Origin of the sequence: Burkholderia stagnalis (genome assembly GCF_039848545.1) — a bacterium.
Classification (GTDB): domain Bacteria; phylum Pseudomonadota; class Gammaproteobacteria; order Burkholderiales; family Burkholderiaceae; genus Burkholderia; species Burkholderia stagnalis.
Genome location: NZ_CP156686.1, coordinates 1,660,361 through 1,681,323, shown reverse-complemented (window position 1 = coordinate 1,681,323; position 20,963 = coordinate 1,660,361). Strand labels below are relative to the sequence as shown.

20 protein-coding genes are annotated in these 20,963 nt (G+C 68.8%); 15 read left to right on the top strand and 5 right to left on the bottom strand.

The annotated features are described in order from the left end of the window. Window position 1: 1 nt before the first annotated feature. The 5 genes from ABFO07_RS24190 (at window position 2) to ABFO07_RS24170 (ending at window position 3,589) form a co-directional block, all read left to right on the top strand. On the top strand, window positions 2-739 hold the full coding sequence (locus ABFO07_RS24190) for a methyl-accepting chemotaxis protein (RefSeq protein ID WP_081068455.1): 738 nt from the start codon (window positions 2-4) through the stop codon (window positions 737-739). Further along, window positions 736-1,284 (top strand): hypothetical protein, encoded by a 549-nt coding sequence (locus tag ABFO07_RS24185; protein ID WP_347468703.1) that lies wholly within the window; start codon window positions 736-738, stop codon window positions 1,282-1,284. Before ABFO07_RS24190 ends, ABFO07_RS24185 begins: the two co-directional genes overlap by 4 nt. Before the next feature lie 49 nt (window positions 1,285-1,333). After that, the gene (locus ABFO07_RS24180) at window positions 1,334-2,293 is read left to right on the top strand and encodes a chemotaxis protein CheX (protein WP_347468702.1); all 960 of its coding nucleotides are present in this window, start codon (window positions 1,334-1,336) and stop codon (window positions 2,291-2,293) included. Between the two features lie 29 nt (window positions 2,294-2,322). After that, entirely contained in the window at window positions 2,323-2,688 is a 366-nt protein-coding gene (locus tag ABFO07_RS24175; RefSeq protein WP_017329799.1) for a response regulator, read from the top strand. Between the two features lie 106 nt (window positions 2,689-2,794). After that, complete coding sequence (locus tag ABFO07_RS24170) at window positions 2,795-3,589, top strand: enoyl-CoA hydratase (RefSeq protein WP_059808281.1); 795 nt, start codon at window positions 2,795-2,797, stop codon at window positions 3,587-3,589. Between the two features lie 64 nt (window positions 3,590-3,653). Here ABFO07_RS24170 and alr read toward each other — a convergent pair whose 3' ends face one another. Next, window positions 3,654-4,769 (bottom strand): alanine racemase, encoded by a 1,116-nt coding sequence (gene alr / locus ABFO07_RS24165; protein WP_347468701.1) that lies wholly within the window; start codon window positions 4,767-4,769, stop codon window positions 3,654-3,656. A 310-nt stretch (window positions 4,770-5,079) separates the two neighbouring features. Between alr and ABFO07_RS24160 the strand changes: the two genes are divergently transcribed. After that, a complete protein-coding gene (locus ABFO07_RS24160; protein WP_059561578.1) occupies window positions 5,080-5,451 on the top strand; it encodes an MAPEG family protein in 372 nt (123 codons plus the stop codon). Between the two features lie 68 nt (window positions 5,452-5,519). Here the strand turns inward: ABFO07_RS24160 and ABFO07_RS24155 are convergent, their stop codons facing one another. After that, window positions 5,520-6,470, bottom strand: coding sequence for a LysR family transcriptional regulator (locus ABFO07_RS24155; protein ID WP_059561574.1), 951 nt, complete (start codon window positions 6,468-6,470; stop codon window positions 5,520-5,522). Window positions 6,471-6,590: 120 nt separating this feature from the next. Between ABFO07_RS24155 and ABFO07_RS24150 the strand changes: the two genes are divergently transcribed. The 8 genes from ABFO07_RS24150 (at window position 6,591) to ABFO07_RS24115 (ending at window position 16,201) form a co-directional block, all read left to right on the top strand. Beyond that, on the top strand, window positions 6,591-10,127 hold the full coding sequence (locus ABFO07_RS24150) for an ABC transporter ATP-binding protein (RefSeq protein ID WP_347468700.1): 3,537 nt from the start codon (window positions 6,591-6,593) through the stop codon (window positions 10,125-10,127). 343 nt (window positions 10,128-10,470) lie between these two features. Continuing rightward, window positions 10,471-11,223 carry a glutamine ABC transporter substrate-binding protein GlnH gene (gene glnH, locus ABFO07_RS24145; RefSeq protein ID WP_059561565.1) on the top strand — a complete coding sequence of 251 codons (753 nt, stop codon included), beginning with the start codon at window positions 10,471-10,473 and terminating at the stop codon, window positions 11,221-11,223. 15 nt (window positions 11,224-11,238) lie between these two features. Then, window positions 11,239-11,946, top strand: coding sequence for a glutamine ABC transporter permease GlnP (gene glnP / locus ABFO07_RS24140; RefSeq protein WP_230942283.1), 708 nt, complete (start codon window positions 11,239-11,241; stop codon window positions 11,944-11,946). After that, entirely contained in the window at window positions 11,943-12,671 is a 729-nt protein-coding gene (gene glnQ / locus ABFO07_RS24135; RefSeq protein ID WP_347468699.1) for a glutamine ABC transporter ATP-binding protein GlnQ, read from the top strand. Before glnP ends, glnQ begins: the two co-directional genes overlap by 4 nt. A gap of 17 nt (window positions 12,672-12,688) precedes the next feature. Then, window positions 12,689-13,750 (top strand): C45 family peptidase, encoded by a 1,062-nt coding sequence (locus ABFO07_RS24130; RefSeq protein ID WP_347468698.1) that lies wholly within the window; start codon window positions 12,689-12,691, stop codon window positions 13,748-13,750. An 8-nt stretch (window positions 13,751-13,758) separates the two neighbouring features. Continuing rightward, complete coding sequence (locus tag ABFO07_RS24125; protein ID WP_060158145.1) at window positions 13,759-15,093, top strand: aspartate aminotransferase family protein; 1,335 nt, start codon at window positions 13,759-13,761, stop codon at window positions 15,091-15,093. A 23-nt stretch (window positions 15,094-15,116) separates the two neighbouring features. Further along, window positions 15,117-15,671: a carboxymuconolactone decarboxylase family protein gene (locus ABFO07_RS24120; RefSeq protein WP_060013639.1), complete on the top strand. Its 555-nt coding sequence runs from the start codon at window positions 15,117-15,119 to the stop codon at window positions 15,669-15,671. Window positions 15,672-15,778: 107 nt separating this feature from the next. Further along, complete coding sequence (locus ABFO07_RS24115; protein WP_347468697.1) at window positions 15,779-16,201, top strand: VOC family protein; 423 nt, start codon at window positions 15,779-15,781, stop codon at window positions 16,199-16,201. Window positions 16,202-16,297: 96 nt separating this feature from the next. On the opposite strand, the gene ahpF is transcribed toward ABFO07_RS24115, so the two are convergent. The 3 genes from ahpF to ABFO07_RS24100 form a co-directional block, all read right to left on the bottom strand. Further along, a complete protein-coding gene (gene ahpF / locus ABFO07_RS24110) occupies window positions 16,298-17,893 on the bottom strand; it encodes an alkyl hydroperoxide reductase subunit F (RefSeq protein WP_069236618.1) in 1,596 nt (531 codons plus the stop codon). A 119-nt stretch (window positions 17,894-18,012) separates the two neighbouring features. Next, window positions 18,013-18,576: an alkyl hydroperoxide reductase subunit C gene (gene ahpC, locus ABFO07_RS24105; protein ID WP_010089952.1), complete on the bottom strand. Its 564-nt coding sequence runs from the start codon at window positions 18,574-18,576 to the stop codon at window positions 18,013-18,015. 126 nt (window positions 18,577-18,702) lie between these two features. Further along, entirely contained in the window at window positions 18,703-19,599 is an 897-nt protein-coding gene (locus ABFO07_RS24100; RefSeq protein WP_059808250.1) for a LysR substrate-binding domain-containing protein, read from the bottom strand. A 177-nt stretch (window positions 19,600-19,776) separates the two neighbouring features. On the opposite strand from ABFO07_RS24100, the gene ABFO07_RS24095 reads away from it, so the two are divergent. Beyond that, a complete protein-coding gene (locus ABFO07_RS24095) occupies window positions 19,777-20,943 on the top strand; it encodes a branched-chain amino acid ABC transporter substrate-binding protein (RefSeq protein ID WP_059808247.1) in 1,167 nt (388 codons plus the stop codon). Window positions 20,944-20,963 lie beyond the last annotated feature (20 nt).

Below are 20,963 nucleotides of genomic sequence, written 5' to 3'. Positions count from 1 at the left end.
CGTGCAGGCATGGATGCTTATCGGCGCCGCGCTGGCCGGCGCCCTCGTGGCGGGGATCGTCGCGGCGATCGTGTTCCGGATGCAGCGCGCGCGGCTCGTCGCGCGGATGGCCGCCGATGCGGATGCATTGCGCGATGCGCTCGAGCTTGCGCAGACGCGCGCCGGCGAGATCGACGCGGCACACCGCGAGCAGGCCGATGCCTGGGCGGAAAAGGAAGCCGGGTTCGCCGAATCGCTCGCGCGGCAGGCGGCCGAGGCCGACGCGCAGCGCGACGCACGGCAGGCGGCGCTCGCGCAGAAAGGCGCGCTCACGCAGCAGGCCGAGAAGATCGTGCACGAGGCGGCGCGCCTGCGCGGCCTCGCCGGCACGTTCGAGCGCTGGCACGAGCAGATGACGTCGCTGACCACGCAGAACCAGGACATGCGCGCGAAGAACCTGGAGCTGTCCGCGATCGTCGCGCACGTGTCGATCGTGTCGCTGAACGCGTCGATCGAGGCCGCGCGCGCCGGCACGGCCGGCCGCGGCTTCTCGATCGTCGCGAGCGAGGTGCGCGGGCTCGCCGCACGCTCGCAGGAACTGTCGAACAGCTATCGCGACAGCCTGAACCGCAACGATCTCGTGACGGCGGCGACGTTCCAGGACATCCAGGCGGGCGGCAAGATGATCACCGCCGCGCTCGCGACCGTCGAGACGCTGGCCGGGCAGCTGCATGCGCGGCTGGAAGGGGCGGCGGCGTGATCGGCGCGCAGGCGAAGGCGAGCTTCGAGCGGATCTTCTTCGACGCGGCGCATACGCGGCTGGCGTCCGGCGGCGGCGCGTGCGACATCGCGCCGGCCACGGGCGAGCCGCAGGTCGAGCGCCGCCCGCGCTCGAAGCCGGCCGCGCAGGTCGCCGTGCTGACGATCTCCGCGCTGCATTTCCGGCTGCTGCTCGCGCTGCGCTTCAGCGACGACGACGCGACGCGCCGCTACTTCGCCGGCGCCGCGCAACTGCCGCTGCAGGAAGCGTTCATGGAAGTCGCGAACCTGTGCTGCGGCGCGATGAACCAGGCGCTGACCGCGTATTTCCCGGATCTCGGCATGTCGACGCCGTACCTGCTGACCGACGCGAGCATGGGCTACTTCGCCGCGCTCAACCCCGATCACGTTGCCGCGTTCGACGTGACGCTCGACGACGGCGTGCGGATCGGCGCGACGCTGTGCGTGTGCGCGAACGCGCCGTTCGATTTCCACGCGCCGGAAGCGGCGGCGGTGGATACCGGCGGCGAACTCGAACTGTTTTGACTGCTTTGACCGCACCGGTCGACGAAACCGAACCCAAGGAATCCGCGCCATGACCGAAGGCAAACCCGTCAGCAAGGTGCTCGTGCTCGACGAAAGCCGCGCGCACGCGGACGCGATCAAGCGCTTCTGCGACGACCACAACCTGATCGGCCTGACGGTGCGCCGCAACCGGCTGCTGCAGGTGCTGCGCTCGAACATCGATCTCGGCGCGATCCTGCTCGCCGAGGATTACGGCGGCTCGTCGGCAGAGAGCGCGATCGTCGCGACGCAGATCGACGCGCTGCGCCCGGAGCTGCCGATCATCCTGCGCCGCGATGCGCACGCGTCGCGCGACGGCCTGCCGGACGCGCTCGCGCGCGTCGCGTGCGCGACCTACGTCGCCGACGACATGACGCCGCTGCGGCGCGTGATCGACGAATTCATCTTCAGCCGCGACTATCCGAACGCGCTCGTGCGCGGCATCGCGGAGATCACCGAGGCGCGGCTCGACGGCCTGTTTCCGGGCATGACGATCCGCTGCGACACGCCGTGCATCGTGCGCGACCAGATCATCTTCGGCGAGGTGTTCAGCCTGATCGCGCTGGAGAGCGCGTGGTGCCGCGGCTACATGATGCTGCAGACGAGCGAGCAGCCGCTGCTCGACAGGCTCGGCGGCGTGCGCGTCGACGGCCGCACGCCGGATTTCCGCGACGTGAACGGCGTGCTCGGCGAGCTGACCAACCTCGTGTGGGGCGCGTTCAAGAACCGCTACCTCGGCGACGCGGAGGCGCTCGCGCGCCATCAGGCGGAAGTGCCGCTGCTCGTCAATCACAAGCAGAAATTCATCTCGTTCGGCGGCGACTGCCCGCAGCTCTGCTTCAAGTACTGGATGACCGATCCGGCAACGGGGCAGGCGGTGTGCATCGACCAGCGTTTCGTGTTCAGCCTGAGCTGGTCGCCGGAGGATTTTCGTGAATCGGTGCAGGACGTCGGCCCGATGGTCGAGTCCGGCGAACTCGAATTGTTTTAGGCATTCAAGCAAGAGAAGGGGAAACTCGCATGGCAAAGATTCTGGTGGTGGACGATTCGGGCACGGTGCGCGACGAAGTCGCGGGCTTCCTGCGCAATCACGGGCTGGATGTCGCGACGGCGGTGGACGGCAAGGACGGGCTCGCGAAGCTGAAGGCGACGCCCGGCATCCGGCTCGTGATCAGCGACGTCAACATGCCGAACATGGATGGCCTGACGATGGTCGAGAAGATTCGCGGCGAGCTCGCGAACGCGGCGGTCAACGTCGTGATGCTGACCACGGAAAGCAGCCCGGCGATGAAGGAGCGCGGCAAGGCGGCCGGCGTGAAGGGCTGGATCGTGAAGCCGTTCAAGGGCGATGCGGTGGTGGAGGCGCTGAAGAAGCTGGCGGGGTGACGGCGCGTAGCTGCTGCGCCGAAGCGGCAGCCTCCACCGGGGCCCCCGATTGGACTATATTGATCCGTTACCGAACCGCGATCGATTTCAATCAGGTGGACCCATCATGGAAGCGAATCCCTCTTCGTCGGACCCCATCCTGCTGCGCGAAGCCCACGACGGCGTCGTCACGCTGCGGCTGAACCGGCCCCGGCAATTCAACGCGTTGTCCGAGGCGATGCTCGCGAGCCTGCACGACGCATTCGAATCGCTCGCCGCCGATCCGCACGTGCGCTGCGTCGTGCTCGCGGCCGAGGGCAAGGCGTTCTGCGCGGGCCACGACCTGCGCGAGATGCGCGGCAAGCCCGACCTCGACTACTACCGCGCGCTGTTCGCGCAATGCAGCCGCGTGATGCTCGCGATGCGCGCGTTGCCGGTGCCCGTGATCGCGCGCGTGCACGGCATCGCGACGGCCGCGGGCTGCCAGCTCGTCGCCGCATGCGATCTCGCGATCGCGGCCGACACGGCACGCTTCGCGGTGTCCGGCATCAACGTGGGGCTGTTCTGCTCGACGCCGGCCGTCGCGCTGAGCCGCAACGTGACGGCGAAGCGCGCGTTCGACATGCTCGTGACGGGGCGCTTCGTCGATGCGCCGACGGCCGCCGCATGGGGCCTCGTAAATGAATCGGTGCCGGAAGATGCGCTCGATGCGGCCGTTGCGCGCAAGGTCGCGGAGATCGTCGCGAAGAGCCCGGCCGCGGTGCGCTACGGCAAGACGATGTTCTACCGGCAGCGCGAGATGACGCTCGACGACGCGTATGCGTACGCGGGCGACGTGATGGCGCGCAACATGATGGAAGAGGATGCGGGCGAAGGCATCGACGCGTTCCTCGAGAAACGCGCGCCGCGCTGGCGCAGCTGACGCGCGCGGCGCATGAAGCGGGCCGTCGCGGCGCTGCGTAGCGCTGCGACAGCCGACGTCCGACTTACCGCCCGTAGCTGCCGGTGCGCAGCGGCGCCGCCGACGCGCCCGGCGGCACGACCACGACCGGCACGCGCGGTGCAACCGCGCACATCAGCTCGTAGCCGATCGTGCCGCTCGCTTCGGCGACGTCATCGACCTTCACCTGGTCGCCCCACAGCTCGACGTGCGAGCCGATGCCGGCATGCGGACAGGGCGTGAGGTCGACGGTCAGCATGTCCATCGACACGCGGCCGACGACGCGCGTCCGCACGCCGTCCACCGCGATCGGCGTGCCGGCCGGCGCGTGGCGCGGGTAGCCGTCCGCATAGCCGCACGCGACCACGCCGACGCGCATCGGCTGCTCGACCGTGAAGCGGCGGCCGTAGCCGACGGTTTCCTGCGGCGTGAGCGTCTGCACGCCGATCAGCTTGCTGGTCAGCGTCATCGAAGGCAGCAGCGGCGTGTCGGCGATGTGCCGCGCTGCGCCGGTCGGCGATGCGCCGTACAGGATCGTGCCGGGGCGCACCCAGTCGCGGTGCGCGCGCGGGTGCCACAGCACGGCGGCCGAGTTCGACACCGAGCGCTCGCCCGGGATGCCGGCCGCCGCCGCGTCGAACTGGTCGAGCTGCCAGTCGATCTCGCCCTCGTCGGCGTTCGCGAAGTGCGTCATCAGCGTGATCCTGCCGATCGACGGCGCGCCCGCCGCGCGCTCCCACGCGGCGCGGAACGCGGCCGGGCGGAAACCGAGCCGGTTCATGCCGGAATTCATCTTGAGCTGGATGTCGATCGGCCGCCGCGGCTTCGCGGCGATCAGCAGGTCGAGCTGTTCGTCGCAGTGGACGGTCACCGTGAGCTCGTGGCGCTCGGCCAGCTCGACGTCGGCCGGCTCGAAGATCCCTTCGAGCAGCAGCACGGGCTTGTCCCAGCCGAGCGCGCGCACGCGCACCGCTTCGTCGAGATCGAGCAGCGCGATGCCGTCGGCCGGCGCGAGGCCCGGATAGATCCGCTCGATGCCGTGGCCGTACGCGTTGGCCTTGACGACGGCCCACACGCGCGACTGCGCGGCGGTGCGGCGGATGAATTCGAGGTTGTGGCGGACGGCGTCGGGACGAATATGGGCGACGATGGGACGGGGCATGGCGTGGGCTCGGGGCGGAGGTCGATCGAAGCGCAGCGCCGCGATGGCGTGCCGCGCGGGAGAGCAGGTCTGGCGTCGGAGCGCATCCGGCCAGTGTCGAGCGCTATGGTATTGGGGAATGACCAGTTTTAATTAACGTATTTGTCGGCAATTTGGTGGAAGTTTTTGCGGCGCATGGCCGGTGACGCAGGGCCGGCGGCCGTCCGGCAGAGTCCCCCGTCTAGAAAACCGGTGCGCGATCGCGGCGGCGCGATGCTAAGCTCTCGGCGATCTTGTCATTGAACGATGTAAACAAAAGGAGGAGGCTTAGATGACGACGTCCCAGCTGTGCCTGTTCATCGTGGCGGTGCTGCCGTTCCCGCTGACGATGCTCGCGAAGGCGAACAAGGGCTACGACAACCACGCGCCGCGCGACTACCTCGCGAAGCTCGAAGGCTGGCGCGCCCGCGCGGCGGCCGCGCACCACAATGGATGGGAGGCGCTCGCGCTGTTCACGGCCGGCCTCGTCATTGCATGGCAGTCGGGCGCGAACGCGCATCGCGTCGACCAGCTCGCGATCGCGTTCGTCGTGATCCGCGTGGTGTACTCGCTGCTGTATCTGCTGAACTGGGCCGCGCTGCGCTCGCTCACCTGGTTTGCCGGCATGGCCTGCGTCGTCGGGTTGTTCTTCGCCGCGCCGTGAGCGCGCGAGGCCGGCGGCAGGGCGGTATCGCCCGCGCCGGCTTCCTTCATTGGCGGGCCGGTCGCGCGTTATGCGCCGCCCGCGTTTCTCGCATGCGCATCATTGGATGCGGGCGCAACCATCGTGGCGGCGACCGGCGTCGCCGCCGCTTCCTGTCGCAGGAATGCGACGAGCGGATCGAGCAGCCGATGCCGCGTGGACGGATTGCGCCGCAGCACGAAGCGCCATGACGCGGCGCGCTCCAGGCCCCGCACGAGCGGCACGAGGCGCCCGCTGCGCAATTCCGGCTCGATGAGCGGCGCGCGGCCGAGCGCGATGCCCGCGCCGCCGACGGCGGCGCCGATCACCTGGCTGAAGCTGCTGTAACGGACGATTTTCGTCTCGAAGTCGCCCGGCAGGCCGAACTCCGCCGACCAGTTGCGCCAGTCGATCTCGGGGCTGTTCTCGTGCATTTCCTGCAGCAGCCGGCAACGGCACACGGCCCCCGACGCGAACGGATACAGCTCGGGGCTGCACACCGGAAACACGCTCTCCTGCAACAGCACGTCGTCGTCGGCCGTCAGCCGGTGCGCCGGCACGTGCACGATCGCCAGATCGACGCTGCCGCGTGCGAAATCGGGCTCGTCGTCGAGCACGACCGCATGCAGCGGCGTTTCGGGATGAAGGGATGAAAATTCCGCGAGGCGGCGCGCAAGCCACATTGACGAAAACGGCGCGTTGGCGGACACCGTCAACCGGTGCGCGGTGCCGCGAATCTCCGCGCAGGCGTCGGTGAGGCGCGACAGCGCGTCGCTGACGGCCGGCAGCAGGCGCGCGCCGGCCGGCGTGAGGCCAATGCCGCCGAGCCCCGTGCTGCGTTCGAGCAGCCGCGCGCCGAGCGCTTCCTCGAGCGCGCGGATCTGGTGGCTGACCGCGCTGGTCGACACGTTCAGCTCGGCCGCCGCGCGTGCGAAACCGCCGAGGCGGACGGCCGCTTCGAAGGCACGCAGTGCGCCAAGGGGAGGGAGGTGCTGCGACATGCGGGGTATTGTAGTTGACTCAATACCCCTTGAAAAATCATCTTTTGCCGCGCGGCGACGGCGCGCGTAGCCTCTGTCCGGTCAAGAAAAACCGTAACGAAAACCGACCGGAGGGCACGCATGTATTTCGATGGACGACTGTGGGCGATGATGGCGGGGGTGCGCTGGCGGGTGGCCGCGGCGGTCGCGCTCGGGCTCGTGGCGATGGGTGTCGGCATCCTCCGTTTCGTCTTTCTCGGGCGCATGCTGGCGCTCGTCTTCAACGGCGCGCCGGTGCGCAGCATCGCCGGGGCCGCTGCGGCGACGGCGGCCTGCGTGCTGCTGCGCGCATGGCTCGATCATCGCCGCACGGTGCTGGCGCAGCACACGGCCGGGCAGGTGCAGGCCCGGCTGCGCGCACGGCTGTTCGACCGGATCGCCGCGCTCGGCCCCGCGTGGTTCAGCGGCGAACGCACGGGCGGCGTGATGCTCGCCGTCGTCGACGGCGTCGAGCAGCTGCAGACCTTCTTCGGCGTTTACCTGCCGCAGCTCGTGATCGCCGCGTGCGCACCCGTGATGATCTTCGCGGTGCTCGCATGGTGGGACGTGCCGACGGCCGCGATCCTGCTGGCCGGTGCGCTCGTCACGCTCGCGCTGCCGCAGCTCGTGCATCGCGCCGACCGGCGCGCGGCGCTCGCACGCTCGGCAGCGTTCAACGCGTTCGGCGAGGAGTTCCTCGACGCGGTGCAGGGCCTGCCGACGCTGAAGGCGTTCGGGCAGGGCGCCGCGTTCGGCGAGAAGCTGGCGCGCAAGGCGCGCGCGCTGTCCGACAGCACCTTCTGGGTGCTCGCGCTCGGCCTGCTGACGCGCTTCTTCACCGATCTCGGCACGGGGCTCGGCGCGGCCGCGGCCATCGCGGTCGGCGCATGGCGCGTGCGGCACGGCGACATGAGCCTCGAGGCGCTGCTGATCGTGCTGATGGCGGGCAGCGAAATCTTCCGGCCGCTGCGCGACCTGCGCAGCGTCCTGCATCAGGGCATGATCGGCCAGTCGGCGGCGAACGCGATCCACGCGCTGCTCGACGCGCCCGGCACGGCACCCGCCGCCGCGCCGCGCGTGACGGGCCTGCGGCCGGAGCTCGTCTTCGACGGCGTGCGCTTCGCCTATCCGGGGCGGCGCGCGGATGCGCACGCGGCGCTGAGCTTCGCCGTGCGCGAAGGCGAGACCGTCGCGATCGTCGGCCCGAGCGGCGCGGGCAAGTCGACCATCGTGCGGCTGCTGCTGCGTCAGCACGATGCGCAGGGCGGCGCGATCCGCATCGGCGGCCACGACGTGCGCGCGCTCGACCCCGACCAGGTGCGCGAGATGATCGCGGTCGTCGCGCAGGATGCGACGCTGTTCGACGGTAGCGTCGCCGACAACCTGCGGCTCGGCCGGCCCGATGCGAGCGACGCTGACATGATCGCGGCCGCGCGCGCCGCCAACGCGCACGATTTCATCATGGCGCTGCCCGACGGCTACGCGACGCGCATCGGCGAGCGCGGGCTGATGCTGTCGGGCGGCCAGCGCCAGCGCATCGCGATCGCCCGCGCGCTGCTGCGCGACGCGCCGATCCTGCTGCTCGACGAGGCGCTGTCGTCCGTCGATGCGGAAAACGAGGCGCTGATCCAGCAGGCGCTCGATCGGCTCACGCGCGGCCGCACGACGCTCGTGCTCGCGCATCGGCTGTCGAGCGTGATCGGCGCCGACCGCATCCTGGTGCTCGACCAGGGGCAGGTGGTCGACACGGGCACGCACGCGGCGCTGATCGCGCGCGATGGCCCTTATCGCCGGCTGATGGGGCCGCAGCTCGAAGCGGCGGCCGACGCCGTCGGCGCGGCGGCGACGGCCGGCGCCGCCGCGCGCGCATCGGCGGGCCCGCAGGTCCGGCCGCTGGACGACGATGCCGCGACGATCGGCTGGCCGGAAACGCTGCGGACGCTGCTGCGCTTCGTGCGCCCGTGGAAGGGCAAGGTCGCGCTGACCGTGCTGTGCGGAATCGGCCGGGTGCTCGGGTTCATCGGCGTCGGCGTGATCGGGGCGCGGGTGGTCGGGGCCGTGTCGGCGGGGCAGCCGAGCGCGGCGCTCGTCGCGGCGCTGCTGGCCGTCGCGCCGCTCGCCGCCGTGCTGCACTGGCTCGAATCGTGGCTCGCGCACGACATGGCCTACCGGCTGCTCGCGGAGATGCGCATCGCGCTGTTCGCGACGCTCGAACGCCTCGCGCCGGCCGGGCTGCTGCGCCGCCGTTCCGGCGACCTGGTCGCGCTGGCGACGCAGGACGTGGAGACCGTCGAGTATTTCTATGCGCACACGCTCGCGCCGGCCTTCGTCGCGCTGCTCGTGCCGGCCGGCGTGCTGGCGCTGCTCGCGTCGGTGGCGTGGCCGCTTGCGCTCGTGCTGCTGCCGTTCCTGCTGTGGGCCGGGCTCGCGCCGGTGCTGGCGCGTCGCGACGTCGACCGCCTCGGCAGCCGTGCGCGCGACGCGCTCGGCCAGCTCGGCGCGCACCTGACCGAAACGATTCAGGGGCTTGCGGAGCTCACCGCGTTCCAGGCGCTCGCCCGCCGCAGGGAGGCGTTCGTGGCCGAGGTCGACGCGTACGGCAAGCAGCGCGCGAAGCTGCTCGACGATCTGTCGGCGCAAAGCGCCGCGCTCGAAATCGCGAGCGGGCTCGGCGGGCTGGCCGTCGCGGCGCTCGGTGCGCTGCTGTGCGCGCACGGCGGGTTCCCGCGCGAAGCGTTGCCGCTGCTGGTACTGGTCGCGGTGGCCGCGTTCATGCCGGTGGCCGAGATCGGCCAGGTCGCGCGCCAGCTCGCCGACACGATCGCGTCGACGCGGCGGCTGCGCGCGCTCGAGAAGGAACCGGTGACGGTCGTCGACGGCACGCAGGCGATGCCCGGCCATCCGACGGTGCGCTTCGAGGAAACGCGCTTCACGTATCCGGGCCGCGGCGTGCCCGCGATCGACCGGGTGAGCTTCGACGTGCCGCCCGGCAGCACGGTTGCGCTGGTGGGCCCGTCGGGTGCAGGCAAATCGACGGTGGCGAGCCTGCTGCTGCGCTTCTGGGATCCGCAGCACGGGCGCGTGACGCTCGGCGGCGTCGACTTGCGCGACTTGAGGCTGGACGATCTGCGGCAGCACATCGCGCTCGTCGCGCAGGATACCTATCTGTTCAACGACACGCTCGAGGCCAACATCCGGTTCGCCGCGAACGATGCATCGGCAGCGGACGTGCAGCGCGCGATCGACCACGCGGCGCTCGGCGAGTTCGTCGCGCGGCTGCCGGACGGGCTCGCGACGCGCGTCGGCGAGCGCGGCGTGCAGCTGTCGGGCGGCCAGCGCCAGCGCGTGGCGATCGCCCGCGCATTCCTGAAGGATGCGCCGGTGCTGATTCTCGACGAGGCGACTTCGCACCTCGACACGATCAGCGAGCAGCAGATTCGCGCGGCGCTGGAGGGCCTGATGGCGCAGCGGACGTCGATCATCATTGCGCACAGGCTGTCGACTGTCCGGAACGCGGACCTGATCCTCGTCATCGAGCACGGCAAGGTCGTCGAGGCCGGCCGCCACGCGGAATTGATGGCGCGGCAGGGCGCGTATGCCCGCCTCGTCGCGCATCAGGCGAGCGGGATCGCGGCCTGATCGAAACACCATGGGGGCGCCGCCGGCCGGCGTCCTCGCTTCACCCGTGCGCGCGCCCGCGCGGCGTGCTCCCGCCCGGCCCACTCCCGCCGGGCCACTCCCGCCCGGCCCGCCCCCGGGCGCCTTTCTCCCGCCATACCGCCCATTCCTCCGATCAACCCGGTTCGGGTTTGTCTCGATGCATTTGCCTGTTGCACATTTTTTTGTTGTCGTAGTATCGGCGTTGACAACACATGTTGCACTACGTTCTAATTCGACATCGCATGTTGCGGTGCGGCTTGCTGTTCGTCGCTTCACCCGGCCGGGGTGCCGGGCCCATCGCCAATCAATGCGGAGAAATGCCGTGAGTCGCCGTTCCTTCCTGAAAACTGCCGTGTTCGTCGCGATGCTCGGCGCGGGCCTCGCCCATGCCGACACGAAAACGCTCGTCGTGGGCACCGACACGTCGTTCATGCCGTTCGAATTCAAGCAGGGCGACAAGTACGTCGGCTTCGATCTCGACCTGTGGGCGGAGATCGCGAAGGACCAGGGCTGGAAATACACGATCCAGCCGATGGATTTCGCGGGCCTGATCCCGGCGCTGCAGACGCAGAACATCGACGTCGCGCTGTCGGGGATGACGATCAAGGAAGAGCGGAGGAAGGCGATCGACTTCTCCGCGCCGTACTACGACAGCGGCCTCGCGGCGATGGTGCAGACGGACAACACGGCGATCAAGTCGATCGACGACCTGAACGGCAAGGTGATCGCCGCGAAGACGGGCACCGCGACGATCGACTGGATCAAGGCGCACCTGAAGCCGAAGGAGCTCCGCCAGTTCCCGAACATCGACCAGGCGTACCTCGCGCTCGAGGCCGGCCGCGTCGACGCTGCCATGCACGACACGCCGAACGTGCTGTTCTTCGTGAACAACGAAGGCAAGGGCAAGGTGAAGGTCGCGGGCCAGCCGGTGAGCGGCGACAAGTACGGGATCGGCTTCCCGAAGGGCAGCCCGCTCGTGCCGAAGGTCAACGCGTCGCTCGTGAAGATCAAGTCCGACGGCCGCTACGCGCAGATCTACAAGAAATGGTTCGGCGCCGAGCCGCCGAAGATGTGAGCGTGACGGCGCACGGTGGCGCGGCCCTCGGGCCGCGCCGGTCTTGAATCGAATGGGGAGCGGCAAGTGAATTTCGATTGGTCAGCGATCTGGGCGGCGCTGCCGGACCTGATGGAAGGGGTCCGGCTGACGGTGTTCATCGCGTTGTTCGGGTTATTGGGCGGCTTCGTCGTGGGGATGGTCGCGGGCATGTTCCGCGCGTACGGGCCGAAGTTCATGAACGTGCTCGCGCAGGTGTACATCGAGCTGATCCGCGGCACGCCGATCGTCGTGCAGGTGATGTTCCTGTATTTCGCGCTGCCGCTGCTCGCGCACATCCGCATCGACGGGCTGACGGCCGCGATCATCGCGATCACCGTGAATTCCGGCGCGTATCTCGCGGAAGTGGTGCGCGGCGCGCTGCTGTCGATCCCGAAGGGATTGACGGAAGCGGGGCTCGCGATGGGGCTGTCGATGCCGCGCGTGCTGCTGAAGGTGGTCGGGCCGCTGGCGTTCCGGCGGCTGATTCCGCCGCTCGGCAACCAGTGCATCGTGAGCCTGAAGGATACGTCGCTGTTCATCGTGATCGGCGTCGGCGAGCTGACGCGCAAAGGGCAGGAAATCATCGCCGGCAATTTCCAGGCGGTCGAGATCTGGACTGCGGTGGCGGCCATCTACCTGATGCTGACGGGCGCGATGACGTTGACGCTGCGTGTGGTCGAGAAGCGGATGAGGATCCTATGAGCATGATCGAATTCCAGAACGTGTCGAAGAGCTTCGGCCACGTGCCGGTGCTGAATCACATCGACCTGAAGATCGACGCGGGCGAGGTCGTGGTCGTGATCGGCCCGTCGGGCTCGGGCAAGTCGACGATGCTGCGCTGTATCAACGCGCTCGAGAAGATCACGGGCGGCGAGCTGCTCGTCGACGGCCAGAGCGTGCGCGGCAACGCGGCGACGATCCGCAACATCCGCCTCGAGGCCGGCATGGTGTTCCAGCAGTTCAACCTGTTTCCGCAGATGACCGCGCTCGAGAACGTGATGTTCGGGCCGATGCAGGTGCGCGGCGCGTCGCGCGCCGACGCACGCGACCAGGCGATGGCGCTGCTCGACAAGGTCGGCCTCGAATCGCGCGCGAATCATTACCCGTCGGAGCTGTCGGGCGGCCAGCAGCAGCGCGTCGCGATCGCGCGCGCGCTCGCGATCCGGCCCCGGCTGATGCTGTTCGACGAGCCGACCTCCGCGCTCGATCCGGAACTGCGCCACGAAGTGCTGAAAGTGATGCAGGATCTCGCGAACGAGGGGATGACGATGATCGTCGTCACGCACGAGATCGGCTTCGCGAAGCGGGTCGGCACGCGGCTGCTGTTCATGGATCAGGGCGGCATCGCCGAGGACGGCCCCCCGGCCGACCTGATCGACCGGCCGCCGACGCCGCGCCTGAAGGAATTCCTGAAACACGTGTCCTGAGCACGCCAACGTTCGACATGCCGCTTTCCCTTTCTCCCGTCATCGCCGGCACGCCGTTCGACATCGGCGTGCGCCTCGGCGAACTCGCGCGCCCGGTGTTCGACGCGTACATGCAGCAGAGCAGCGCGTGGCAGGCGGTCAGCCGCTGGCGCGGCCATCCGTTCGCGCAGGCGCTGCGGCAGGCGGCGCTCGCCGCGTATCCCGATCTCGTCGCGGAGCTCGACGGCATGGCGGCCGGCCTCGGCTGGCCGGCGGAAGACGTCTTTCTGTGGAATTGCCGCGGCGAGCTGATCCACAACGCGCCGGACGGCTGCACGACGCTGGCCGCGCGCGGCGCCGACGGCGCGCGCTGGATCGCGCACAACGAGGACGGCGATCCGTACCTGCGCGAGCGCTGCCTGCTCGTCGACGTGCGGCCCACCGGCAAGCCCGGCTTCATCAGCTTCTATTACCCGGGCTCGCTGCCGGGCCACACGTTCGCCGCGAATCGCGCGGGCATCGTGCAGGCGATCAACAACCTGCGCATCAGGGCGCCGGCTGTTGGCGTGCCGCGCATGATCCTCGCGCGCGCGGTGCTCGACGCCACGTCGCTGGATGCGGCCGTGGACGTGCTGCGCGCGCATCCAAGGGCGAGCGGCTTTCATCACACGCTCGGTGCGACCGGCGACGCGCGGCTCCTGAGCATCGAGGCGAGCGTCGCGCGCTGTTCGGTGATCGACGTCGCGCGGCTGTCCGGCCATGCGAATCACATGGTGCATGCGGGCTGTGAAGCGGAAGCGCAGATCGTCACGCAGTCGTCGGCGGATCGCCAGCGGCGCGTCGACGCGCTCGCGCCCGGCATCGATGCGATCGACGAAGCCGCGCTGCTGCATGTGCTCGGCGATCGTGCGCCGGAAGGCCTGCCGATCTATCGCGACGATCCGCACGATCCCGACGACGAGAACACGCTCGCCACCGCGGTGTTCGCGATCCGCGACGCGGGCATCGACATGACGGTTCATCAACACGGCACGCAGCGCTTCGCGACGCGCATCGTGCCGGACAGACGCGCGGCAGACGCGTCCCGATCCATTCAATGAGGCAACGCATGACTACCGTTTTCCATCGCGCGCCCCGCGCGACCCTGCCTGTCGCTGTGGCCGGCGACGGCATCGAGATCATCGATTCCACCGGCAAGCGTTACATCGACGCATGCGGCGGCGCGGCCGTGTCGTGCCTCGGGCACAGCAACCAGCGCGTGATCGATGCGATCAAGCGGCAGGCGCAGCAGCTGCCGTACGCGCACACGTCGTTCTTCACGACCGACGTGGCCGAGGAACTGGCCGACCGGCTCGTCGACGCCGCGCCGGCCGGGCTCGATCACGTGTACTTCGTGTCGGGCGGCTCCGAGGCGATCGAGGCGGCGCTCAAGCTCGCGCGCCAGTATTTCGTCGAGAAGGGCGAGCCGCAGCGGCGCCATTTCATCGCGCGCCGCCAGAGCTACCACGGCAACACGCTCGGCGCGCTCGCGATCGGCGGCAACGCGTGGCGGCGCGAGCCGTTCCTGCCGATCCTGATCGAGGCGCATCACGTGAGCCCGTGCTATGCGTATCGCGAGCAGCGCGCGGACGAAACCGAGGAAGCGTTCGCGCAGCGGCTGGCCGACGAACTCGAACGGAAGATCCTCGAGCTCGGCGCGGCGAGCGTCGCCGCGTTCGTCGCGGAGACGGTGGTCGGCGCGACGGCCGGCGCGGTGCCGCCGGTGCGCACCTACCTGAAGAAGATTCGCGCGGTGTGCGACAAGTACGGCGTGCTGCTGATCCTCGACGAGATCATGTCGGGGATGGGGCGCACCGGCTACCTGTTCGCCTGCGAGGAGGACGGCGTCGCGCCGGACCTGCTGACGATCGCGAAGGGACTCGGCGCGGGCTACCAGCCGATCGGCGCGACGCTCGTCAGCGACGAGATCTACCGGACGATCGTCGGCGGGTCGGGCTTCTTCCAGCATGGCCACACGTACATCGGCCATGCAACGGCCTGCGCGGCCGCGCTCGAAGTGCAGCGCGTGATCGCCGACGAGAAGCTGCTCGACAACGTGCAGGCGCGCGGCGAGCAGTTGCGCGCGTCGTTGCGCGAGCGTTATGCCGCGCATCCCCACGTCGGCGACGTGCGCGGGCGGGGGCTGTTCGTCGGCGTCGAATTCGTGCGCGACCGCGACAGCAAGGCGGCATTCGATCCGGCGCTGAAGCTGAACGCGGTGATCAAGCGCGAGGCGATGCAGCGCGGCTTGATGGTGTATCCGATGGGCGGTACGATCGACGGGCGGCAGGGCGATCACGTGCTGATCGCGCCGCCATTCATCTGCACGGCGCAGCAGATCGAGACCATCGTCGAGCGTCTCGCGGCGGCGGTCGACGCGGCGATCGCGTCGGTTCGCGCATGACGGAATCAGCAGACGGAAATTTCATGACCGACAGACTTCCCCCGTTCGACGCGGCATCGGCGACCGATGCGCAGAAGGCCGTGCTCGACGAAATCCTCAACGGCCCGCGCGGCAACCTGAACGGCCCGTTCCTCGGCTGGATCGCGAGCCCCGAGCTCGCGCAGCACGCGCAGCGCCTCGGCGCGTTCTGCCGGTATCGCACCGGCTTGCCGCTGCGCCTGTCGGAGCTGGCGATCCTCGTGACCGCCGCGCGCTGGCGCTCGCAGGCGGAATGGCACATTCATCATCCGATCGCGCTCGACGCCGGCCTGCCGGCCGCGACCGCGGAAGCGATCCGGGACGGCGTCGAGCCCGTGTTCGAGTCCGACGACGATGCGCTGGTCTACGCGTTCGCGAACGAGCTGTACGACACGCGGCGCGTCAGCGATGCGACGTTCGCACGCGCGGAGGAGCGCTTCGGGCATGCGGTCGTGGTCAACCTCGTCGCGCTGCTCGGCTATTACGCGCTCGTGGCGATGACGCTCAATACGTTCGGCATGCGCGCGGAAGGGCAGACGGAGTTGCCGTTTGCGGAGTGATCGCCGCGGCGCCACGCGGCAGGCAGCGACTTCGGCGATCGATTACGATGCGCGTTTCAGTGCCCGTTTGCATCGAACGGGCGGTATCGCACATCGGAGGCCGAACAATGAAACCCAGAATCAGCGTGCTGACAATCGGCGTCGACGATCTCGACGCGGCCGTGCGGTTTTATCGCGACGGCCTGAGCCTGGCGACGGACGGCATCATCGGCACGGAATTCGAACATGGCGCGGTCGCGTTCTTCGATCTCCAGAGCGGCCTGAAGCTGGCGCTCTTTGGTCGTCACGACATCGCGCACGACAGCGGGCTGCCGGTTGCCGCACGCAGCGCGACCGAGTTCACGATCGGCCACAACGTCGGCAGCACGCAGGAAGTCGACGACGTGATGCGGCAGGCGCTTGCCGCTGGCGCGCGGCTCGTGAAGCCCGCCGGCAAGACGTTCTGGGGCGGCTATGCGGGCTATTTCCAGGATCCCGACGGCCATCTGTGGGAAATCGTGTTCAATCCCGCCTTCGTTCCCGGGGATTGAGCGCCGCCCGTTCGTGCGGCGAGCTGGCAAAAGCCGATAAAAAAGGACCCCGCAAGCCGACCAGGGCATGCGGGGCCAAGAGAGACACCTTGTGTATTACGCGGCCACGGCTTCCTCGGCCCGCGGCCGCGGCGCGGCCGCCGCGACATCCTGCCGGATCAGGTGATCGAACGCGCCGAGCGAGGCCTTCGCGCCTTCGCCGACCGCGATCACGATCTGCTTGAACGGCACCGTCGTCACGTCGCCGGCCGCGAACACGCCGGGCACCGACGTCGCGCCGCGCGCATCGACGACGATCTCGCCGTGCTTCGACAGTTCGATCGTGCCCTTCAGCCATTCGGTGTTCGGCACGAGGCCGATCTGCACGAACACGCCTTCGAGCTCGATGCGCTTCACGTCGCCCGTTTGACGATCCGTGTAGACGAGCCCGTTCAGCTTGCTGCCGTCGCCGGTCAGCTCGGTCGTCTGGGCCTGCGTGACGACGGTCACGTTCGACAGGCTGCGCAGCTTGCGCTGCAGCACTTCGTCCGCGCGCAGTTGCGCGCCGTATTCGACCAGCGTGACTTCCTTCACGATGCCGGCCAGGTCGATCGCGGCTTCCACGCCCGAGTTGCCGCCGCCGACCACCGCGACGCGCTTGCCCTTGAACAGCGGGCCGTCGCAGTGCGGGCAGTACGCGACACCGCGGTTGCGGTATTCGCGCTCGCCCGGCACGTTGATTTCGCGCCAGCGCGCGCCGGTGGCGAGCACGATCGTCTTCGCCTTCAGCACGGCGCCGTTCGCGAGGCGGATCTGGTGCACGTCGCCGGGAATCAGTGCCTCGGCGCGCTGCACGTCCATGATGTCGACGTCGTATTGCTTCACGTGCTGCTCGAGCGCGGTCGCGAACGTCGGCCCTTCGGTTTCCTGCACCGACACGAAGTTCTCGATCGCCATCGTGTCGAGCACCTGGCCGCCGAAACGCTCGGCCACGACGCCCGTCGCAATGCCCTTGCGCGCCGAGTAGATCGCGGCTGCCGCACCGGCCGGGCCGCCGCCGACGATCAGCGTGTCGAACACGGGCTTGTTCTCGAGCGACTTCGCGGCGCGGGCGCCGGCGCCCGTGTCGAGCTTCGCGAGGATTTCCTTCACGCTGCTGCGGCCCTGGCCGAACGTTTCGCCGTTCAGGAACATGGTCGGCACCGCCATGATCTGGCGCGCCTCGACTTCATCCTGGAACAGCGCGCCGTCGATCGCGACGTGACGGATGCGCGGGTTGATCAGCGACATCACGTTCAGCGCCTGCACGACTTCCGGGCAGTTCTGGCACGACAGCGAGAAATACGTCTCGAACGCGTAATCGCCGTCGAGCGCGCGGATCTGCTCGATCACGTCGTCGTCGAGCTTGATCGGGTGGCCGCCCGTCTGCAGCAGCGCGAGCACGAGCGACGTGAATTCGTGGCCCATCGGGATGCCGGCGAAACGGATGCCGGCCGGCTTGCCCGGTTCGCCGATCGTGAACGACGGCGTGCGCTCGGCATCGCCGCGGCGTTCGACGACGGTCACGCGAGCCGTCAGCGACGCAATCTCGTTCAGCAGCGCAAACAGCTCCTGCGACTTCGCGCTGTCGTCCAGCGACGCGACGAGTTCGATCGGGCGCGTGATCTTTTCGAGGTACGCTTTGAGTTGGTTCTTGAGATTGGCGTCGAGCATGGCGATTCGGATTCCGTATTAATGATTATGGTCGGGCACGTCGTGCCGAAGGGGCGGGCGGGCTGCGCGATGCGGCAGCCCGCCGCTGCGCGCCTCGTGTGGGGCGCGCGGGGCGATCGTCAGATCTTGCCGATCAGGTCGAGCGACGGGGTCAGCGTTTCCGCGCCCGGGGTCCACTTGGCCGGGCACACTTCACCCGGGTGCGCCGCGATGTATTGCGCAGCCTGCACCTTGCGCAGCAGTTCGCCCGCGTCGCGGCCGATGCCGTTGTCGTGGATCTCGCACAGCTTGATCTCGCCTTCCGGGTTGATCACGAACGTGCCGCGCAGCGCCATCCCTTCTTCCTCGATCAGCACGTCGAAGTTGCGCGACAGCGTGAGCGTCGGGTCGCCGATCATCGGGTACTTGATCTTGCCGATCGTATCCGACGTGTCGTGCCATGCCTTGTGCGTGAAATGCGTGTCGGTCGACACCGCGTAGATTTCGACACCCAGCTTCTGGAATTCCGCGTAACGGTCGGCGAGGTCGCCCAGCTCGGTCGGGCAGACGAACGTGAAGTCGGCCGGGTAGAACACGACGACGGACCACTTGCCCTTGAAGTTCTCGTCGGAGACGGGCACGAAATCGCCGTTGTGGTATGCGGTTGCCTTGAACGGCTTGATTTGGGTGTTGATGATCGGCATCTTGTGATTTCCTTTGCGTCGGGAGTGAATGGAGTGACGCCAGTATCCGGGTTCACCCTGAGCTTGTGAAATTGCTTGTTTCAATCCGCGGCATCGGGAATTTCTATGCGCGCCGGCGGGGGTGCGTCATTCCGCCGCCATCCTCCGCAACCACGCCGCCAGCCGCTGCGCGCCATCCGGCAAGTCCGCATCGTCGCGCGTGCACAGGTAGTAGTCGCGGCCGTCGTCGAGCGCATGCTCGAACAGCCGCACGAGCGCGCCGCTCGCGAGTTCGCGTTCGACGAGCGGCGGCCGCAGCAGCGCGACGCCGAGATCCGCGCGCGCCGCGCTCAGCGTCAGCTGCCCGTCCTCGAACATCGGCCCGACCGCGTGCGACACGTGCGACACGCCCGCGCCCTGCAGCCAGTTGACCCACGTGCTGCGATCCTCGTCGTGCACGAGCGGCGCGTGCGCGAGATCGGCCGGCGTGCGGAACGGCCCGTGGCGCTGCAGGAACGACGGGCTGCACATCGGCGCCATCGCGCCCGGCAGCAGCCGCTCGCAGCGGTAGCCGGGCCAGTCGCCGGTGCCGAAGCGGATCGAGAGATCCGATGCGTCGCTGCGATAGTAGCGATGGTTCGCGTACAGCACCGTCACGTCGACGTCGGCGTTGTCCGCGAGAAACCCGTGCAGGCGCGGGATGAACCAGCCGATGCCGAACAGCGGTATCAGGCTGATCGTGATTTGCCGCAGCGACGAGCGGTCGCGCACGAAGCGCGTCGCGCTGCGCAGCACCGAGAACGCGGCGCTGATCGAGCGGTAATAGTCGCGCCCTTCGTCGGTGAGCGCGAGCAAGCGCCCCTCGCGCACCGTCAGCGGCGTCTGGATGAACGCCTCCAGCAATTGCAGCTGGTGGCTGACCGCCGACGGCGTAATGTCGAGTTCGGCCGCCGCCGCGGTGACCGACCCGAGGCGCGCGAACGCCTCGAACGCGCGGACCGCGCGCAGCGGCGGATCATGTGGCAATTGTTCGATATTTTTCATGTATGGAATTTTATCGAAAAGTCGAGGCGGGCGGCAAACATAAAATATCTTGTGTTTACAGGCGTTTGAGCTATTGTGTCGGGAATGGCATAAGCATCCAACAATTGGATATTTGGGGTGCAGGCATCAACTATTTAATATTTTTCATGTTTTGATTCGATTTCCCCGATCCTCCACATGAAAATCTCCTTCGTTCCCGCCAGCCTCGCGCTGTCCGCCGCCGCGCTGATCGCTTCCGCGCCCGCCCTCGCGCAAGCCGCGCCGCAGACGATCCTGATCGGCCTTGCCGCGCCGCTGACCGGCCCGTCCGCGCGGATCGGCCAGGATCTGCGCAACGGCGCGCAGCTCGCCATCGACGACGCGAACGCGAAGCACCCGAGCGTCGGCGGCAAGCCGGTCGTCTACAAGCTGGTCGCGGCCGACGATCAATCCGATCCGCGCACGGCCGTCACGGTCGCGCAGCAGCTCGTCGACCAGCACGTGGCCGGCGTCGTCGGCCACTGGAACACGGGCTGCAGCGTGCCGGCGTCGCGCGTCTATCGCGACGCGGGCATTCCGCAGATCGCGCCCGCGTCCACCGGCCACCAGTACACGCAGCAAGGCTACACGACGGCGTTCCGCATCATGGGCCACGACGACGCGGGCGGCACGTACACGGGCGCCTATGCGGTGAAGACGCTGAAGGCGAAGCGCATCGCGGTGATCGACGATCGCACGTCGTTCGGCTCGGGCCTCGCCACGCAGTTCATCAAGGGCGTCGAGGCGAACGGCGGCACGATCGTCGATCGCCAGTACGTGAACGACAAGACCACCGATTTCAGCGGCGTGCTGACCGCGATCAAGGGCAAGCGCGCGGATCTGGTGTTCTTCGGCGGGCTCGACGCGCAGGCCGCGCCGATCGCGCGCCGGATGCGCCAGCTCGGCGTGAACGCGCCGCTGCTCGGCGCGGGCGGCTTCGTGAGCCAGACCTTCCTGTCGCTCGCGGGCAAGGACGGCGACGGCGTGACCGCGCTCGAACCGGGCCTGCCGCTCGCACGGATGCCGGGCGGCGGCGCGTTCGACGCGCAGTACCGGGCGCGCTACCGCCAGCCGATCGAGCTGCACGCGCCGTTCGCCTACGACGCGGCGGCGACGCTGATCGCGGCCACGCAACAGGCCGGCACGACGCAGCCCGCGAAGCTGGTTGCGGCGGTGCATGCGATCAATCGATCCGGCGTGACCGGCGCGATCGCGTTCGACGAAGCGGGCAACCTGAAGAACCCGGCCTTCACGATCTACCAGGTGCGCGGCGGCAAGTGGACCGTCGTCGACGTGCTCGGCGGCACGCGCACCGCGACGAAGTAAACGAAACGACTGCCTTGCAG